Here is a 4949-nt window from a genome sequence, read left to right as displayed (position 1 = left end):
GGCGGCGGGCGCGCTCACCGGCCTGGGCGGCGGGCGGGCGGCGGCCCGTCCGGCGGGCGGGGTGACCGGGCGTCATCACCCGTTCCTGGAAGGGGCCTTCGCGCCGGTCACCGAGGAGCTGACGGCCTTCGACCTGCCGGTCACCGGCCGGGTGCCGCGCGAGCTGAACGGGCGTTTCCTGCGCAACGGCCCCAACGTGCTCGGCCTGGAGGATCCCCGGGCCCACCACTGGATGCTCGGTGAGGGCATGGTGCACGGCGTCCGGCTGCGCGACGGCAGGGCCGAGTGGTACCGCAACCGGTGGGTGCGCTCCTCACAGGTGGCGGGGAAGCTGGGCGAGCCCTACCCGGGTCCGGTGCCGGCCGAGGACTACGCGTGCAACACGCACGTCATCCCCCACCGGGGCCGGATCCTCGCCCTCCAGGAGAGCGGGCCGGCGCCGTACGAACTCGACGACGAGCTGAACACCGTGGGCACCTACGACTTCAAGGGGACCCTGGACGGCGCGTTCACCGCGCACACCAAGTTCGACGCGCACGCCGGTGAGCTGCACGCCGTCGCCTACCACCCCACGTGGGACCACGTCCGGCACCTGGTGGTGGATCCCGCCGGGCGGGTCGCCCGTACCACCCGGATCCCGGTGCCGGACGCGCCGATGATGCACGACTTCGCCCTGACCGAGCGGTACGTCGTCGTCTTCGACCTGCCGGTCACCTTCGACGAGGCGGCGGCCGGACGCGGTGCCCCGGTGCCCTACGTGTGGAACCGGCACCACGCCACCAGGGTGGGCGTCATGGCGCGCTGCGGCGGCCCGGTCCGCTGGTTCGGCATCGAGCCGGTCTTCCACTCGCACACCCTCAACGCCTACGACGAGGGCGGGTGCGTGGTGGTCGACCTGATGGCCTTCCCGGCGCCCTTCCAGGTCGCCGGCCGCGGCTCGGGCGGGCCGTACGCGGCGGGCACGGCCCGGCTGGAGCGCTGGACGGTCGACCTGCGCCACGGGCACGTACGGCAACGGGTGCTGGACGACAGGCCGCAGGAGTTCCCGCGGGTGAACGAAGCGGTGGTCTCGCGGCGCCACCGCTACGGCTACACGGCGGCGGCCGCCGACATGACGGCCGCGTATCTGACCGCGGACGGGGGCGACCCGCCCGACGACGCCTTCTCCGACGCGCTGCTCAAGCACGACCTGCTGCGCGGCAGCACCGAGGTGCACCGGCTGCCGCGGGGGGCGGCGGCGGGCGAGGCGGTGTTCGTCCCCCGGGACGCGGCCGACCCCCGGGCGGCCGAGGACGACGGTTACGCGATCGCGTACGTGCACGATCCCGACCGCGGGGCGGCCGATCTGCTGATCCTCGCGGCCCAGGACTTCACCGGCGAGCCGGTGGCGCGGGTGCGGCTGCCGGGGCGGGTGCCCCTGGGCTTCCACGGAAGCTGGATTCCGGACGCGTGAGCGGCGCCGGTTTGCGATGGTGGACGGTATGCATGCAAAGGACATCCTCATCGACGGCTTCGGCCGCATCCGGGAAGAAGTCCATGCCGCCCTCGACGGCCTCGGCCCGGACGGACTGCACCACCGGCCGGCCCCCGACACCAACTCCATCGCCTGGCTGGTCTGGCACCTGACCCGCGTGCAGGACGACCACGTCGCCGACGCCTTCGACCTCGACCAGGTGTGGCTGGCGCAGGACTGGGTGAAGCGGTTCGGCCTCGACCTGCCCAGGCACGACACCGGCTACGGGCACAGCCCGGCCAAGGTCGCGAAGGTCCGTGTCGAGTCGGCCGGCCAGTTGACCGGGTACTACGACGCCGTCCACGAACAGACACTCGGCGTGCTGCGCTCGCTGGCCGCCAAGGACCTGGAACGCGTCGTGGACGAACGCTGGGACCCCCCGGTGACGCTGGGGGTCCGCCTGGTGAGCGTCCTGTCCGACGACCTTCAGCACGTCGGACAGGCCGCCTACCTCAGGGGGCTGGTTCAGAGCGCTGCCGCGTAACCCGGCAGGACGACGTCCTCGATGAGGGCCTTGCGCTCGTCGAACGGGATGAACGCGCTCTTCAGGGCGTTCACCGTGACCGTGCGCAGGTCCTCCACCGCCCAGCCCGCCTGCTCGACGAGCAGGGACATCTCCCGGGTCATCGTGGTGCCCGAGACCAGCCGGTTGTCGGTGTTGAGGGTGACCCGGAAGCCGAGGTCCTTCAGCGCGGTGATCGGGTGCTCGGCTATCGAGGTGGCGCAGCCCGTCTGCAGGTTGGAGGTGGGGCACATCTCCAGGGCGATCCGGCGGTCGCGCACCCAGGAGGCGAGACGGCCGAGCTTGCCGGCCGCGAGGTCCGGGATGTCCTCGACGAGACGCACACCGTGGCCGATGCGCTGGGCGCCGCACACCTGGAGCGCCTGGTGGATGCTGGGCAGGCCGTGCGCCTCGCCGGCGTGGATGGTGAAGGGCACGTTCTCGCGGCGCAGGTGCTCGAAGGCGTCGAGGTGGTCGGCGGGCGGGAAGCCGTCCTCGGCACCGGCGATGTCGAAGCCGACGACTCCGGCGTCCCGGTAGGCGACGGCCAGGTCGGCGGCCTCACGGACCCGGTCGAACATCCGCATGCCGCACAGCAGGGTGCCGACGCGGACCGGGGTGCCGGCGGCGGCGGCCTTGGCCATGCCGGCGGCCAGGCCCTGCTGGACGGTCTCCACGACCTCGCTGAGCGACAGCCCGCCGTTCGTGTTCAGCTCGGGGGCGTAGCGCACCTCGGCGTAGACGACGCCGTCGGCGGCGAGGTCGAGGACGTACTCCTCGGCGGTGCGCAGCAGGCCCTCGCGGGTCTGCATGACGGCCAGGGTGTGCTCGAAGGTGGCGATGTAGCGCACCAGGTCGCCGGAGTTGGCGGCCTCGAAGTACCAGGCGGCCAGCTCGTCGGGGTCGGTGGTGGGCAGCTTGTGGCCGACCGCGGCCGCCAGCTCGACGACGGTGGCGGGGCGCAGGCCGCCGTCGAGGTGGTCGTGCAGGACGGCCTTGGGGAGCCGGCGGAGGGTCTCGGTGTCGATGGGGGACGCGGTCATGGGCGTGCTTCCTCGGCAGGTGATGCGGTGCGTGGATTCGGGTTCAGGCAGCGTGGTGGTTCAGGTGGCGGGCTGGAGCAGGTCCCAGCGGTTGCCGTACAGGTCCTGGAAGACGGCGACCGTGCCGTACGGCTCGTGGCGCGGCTGCTCCAGGAAGGTCACGCCGGCGGCGGTCATCCGGGCGTGGTCGCGGGCGAAGTCGTCGGTGTGCAGGAAGAAGCCGACGCGGCCGCCGGTCTGGTCGCCGGCCCTGGCCCGCTGGTCGTCGTCCTTGGCGCGGGCCAGGAGCAGGCCGGTGCCGTGGCCGTCGCCGCCCGGTTCGACGACGACCCAGCGGGAGCCGTCGGGGCGCGGGGCGTCCTCGGCGAGACGGAACCCCAGGGCCTCGGTGTAGAAACGGATGGCCTCGTCGTAGTCGTGGACGACGAGGGTGACCAGGGCGACGCGACGCATGGCGACCTTCCGGTGGGCGTGGTTAGCGGGTGAGGTTATACGTAAAACTAGACGGGCGCCAGTCCCGGTTCTACGCGCGTCACGGTTCGGTCGGCAGGAGTGCCGGAGTGAGGATCCGCAACCCGCCTGGGTGCGGGTGCTCAGCGCGCCCGGGTACGCACGCTCAGCGCTCGGGTGCGGGTGCTCAGCCCGCCCGGGGCGCGGGTCCGTGCGCACCCCGGTGCGGGCCCTTGCGCACCCGGTGCGGATCGTCAGGCCGCCCGGGTGCGGGTCGTCAGCCCGGCAGGGTGTGGGTGCTCAGGCCGGCCGGATGCGGGTCGTCAGCCCGGCAGGGTGGTGGGTGCTCAGGCCGGCAGGGTGCGGTGCTCAGGCCGCCCGGTTGCGGGCCGCGTCGAGCCGCACCCGCTCGTCCTCGCTGAGACGCAGCGCGCCGGCGGCGACGTTCTCGGCCAGGTGGTCGGGGTCGCCGGTGCCGGGGATGGCGAGGACGTGCGGGCCCTGGTGCAGCGTCCAGGCGATGCGGACCTGGGCGGGGCTCACGCCGTGCGCCCGGGCGACGGAGAGCACGGCGTCGGCGTGCGCGCTCGTCGCGCCGCGCTCCCCCGCCGCTCCGGCGACGGCGTAGAAGGGCACGAAGGCGATGCCGTGCTCACCGCACAGCCGCAGCACCTCGTCGCCGACGGCGTCGGGACGGTCGACCGCGTACCGGTTCTGCACGCTCACCACGGGAGCGATCTCCAGTGCCTCGGCGAGGTGCCGTGGCTCCACGTCGGAGATCGCGAGATGCCGGACGAGTCCCGCCTCGCGCAACTCGGCGAGCGCACCGAAGTGCTCGGCTATGGACTCCTGGCCCATGCGGCGCAGGTGGACGACGTCGAGGTGGTCCCGGCCGAGCTGGCGCAGGTTCTCCTCGACGTGCCCGCGCAGCTGGTCGGGCCGGGCCGGGGTGCCCCACTCCCCGTCGTGATCGCGGTAGGGGCCGACCTTGGTCGCGATCACGAGGTCGTCCGGGTACGGGGAGAGCGCGGTGTTGATGAGTTCGTTGGCGGAACGCAGCGACGAGAAGTAGAAGGCCGCGGTGTCGATGTGGTTCACACCGAGTTCGACGGCCCTGCGCAGGACGGTGAGGGACCGCTCCCGGTCGCTGGGGGTGCCGTGGTGGAAGGCGGCGCTGCCCGTCAGCCGCATCGCGCCGAAGCCGAGGCGGTGCACGGGCAGATCACCGAGTTTCCAGGTGCCGGAGGCGTCCGCGGTGATCGATTCTGCAGTCATCGGCGGAGCATCTCATACGGCGCCGGCAGGAGGAGGCCAGGCCGTACGGGGCGACGCCCTCGCAAGCCTCCGGCGCCCAGGGCGGGTTGCGGCCGGCGGTCCGGCATGCGGTCGCCGGTGACTCGACGGGCAGGGAAGGCGGGCCCGGCCATCGGGCGACGGTGAC

5 protein-coding genes are annotated in these 4949 nt (G+C 73.1%); 2 read left to right on the top strand and 3 right to left on the bottom strand.

Features of this window, described 5'->3' with window-relative positions; all coding sequences use genetic code 11:
• Positions 1–61: 61 nt before the first annotated feature.
• Both GT045_RS11810 and GT045_RS11805 read left to right on the top strand, forming a co-directional pair.
• On the top strand, positions 62–1453 hold the full coding sequence (locus GT045_RS11810) for a carotenoid oxygenase family protein (RefSeq protein ID WP_345942619.1): 1392 nt from the start codon (positions 62–64) through the stop codon (positions 1451–1453).
• Positions 1454–1481: 28 nt separating this feature from the next.
• Entirely contained in the window at positions 1482–1997 is a 516-nt protein-coding gene (locus tag GT045_RS11805; RefSeq protein ID WP_161334119.1) for a DUF664 domain-containing protein, read from the top strand.
• On the opposite strand, the gene GT045_RS11800 is transcribed toward GT045_RS11805, so the two are convergent.
• The 3 genes from GT045_RS11800 to GT045_RS11790 all read right to left on the bottom strand — a co-directional run bounded on the left by GT045_RS11800 (position 1979) and on the right by GT045_RS11790 (position 4783).
• A complete protein-coding gene (locus tag GT045_RS11800; RefSeq protein WP_161334118.1) occupies positions 1979–3058 on the bottom strand; it encodes an adenosine deaminase in 1080 nt (359 codons plus the stop codon). The genes GT045_RS11805 and GT045_RS11800 overlap by 19 nt on opposite strands.
• Before the next feature lie 60 nt (positions 3059–3118).
• A complete protein-coding gene (locus GT045_RS11795) occupies positions 3119–3511 on the bottom strand; it encodes a VOC family protein (RefSeq protein WP_161296921.1) in 393 nt (130 codons plus the stop codon).
• Positions 3512–3877: 366 nt separating this feature from the next.
• Positions 3878–4783, bottom strand: coding sequence for an aldo/keto reductase (locus GT045_RS11790; RefSeq protein WP_161334117.1), 906 nt, complete (start codon positions 4781–4783; stop codon positions 3878–3880).
• Positions 4784–4949 lie beyond the last annotated feature (166 nt).

It is taken from the genome of Streptomyces sp. SID486, assembly GCF_009865385.1.
In the GTDB taxonomy this organism is placed as follows: Bacteria; Actinomycetota; Actinomycetes; order Streptomycetales; family Streptomycetaceae; genus Streptomyces.
The sequence above is the reverse complement of the archived record's forward strand: the minus strand, read 5'-3'. Positions and strand labels throughout refer to the sequence as shown.

Coding starts and splice junctions, on each gene's coding strand:
- GT045_RS11790 (WP_161334117.1), bottom strand. CDS start 4,783: ATGACTGCAGAATCGATCACCGCGGACGCCTCCGGCACCTGGAAACTC.
- GT045_RS11805 (WP_161334119.1), top strand. CDS start 1,482: ATGCATGCAAAGGACATCCTCATCGACGGCTTCGGCCGCATCCGGGAA.
- GT045_RS11795 (WP_161296921.1), bottom strand. CDS start 3,511: ATGCGTCGCGTCGCCCTGGTCACCCTCGTCGTCCACGACTACGACGAG.
- GT045_RS11800 (WP_161334118.1), bottom strand. CDS start 3,058: ATGACCGCGTCCCCCATCGACACCGAGACCCTCCGCCGGCTCCCCAAG.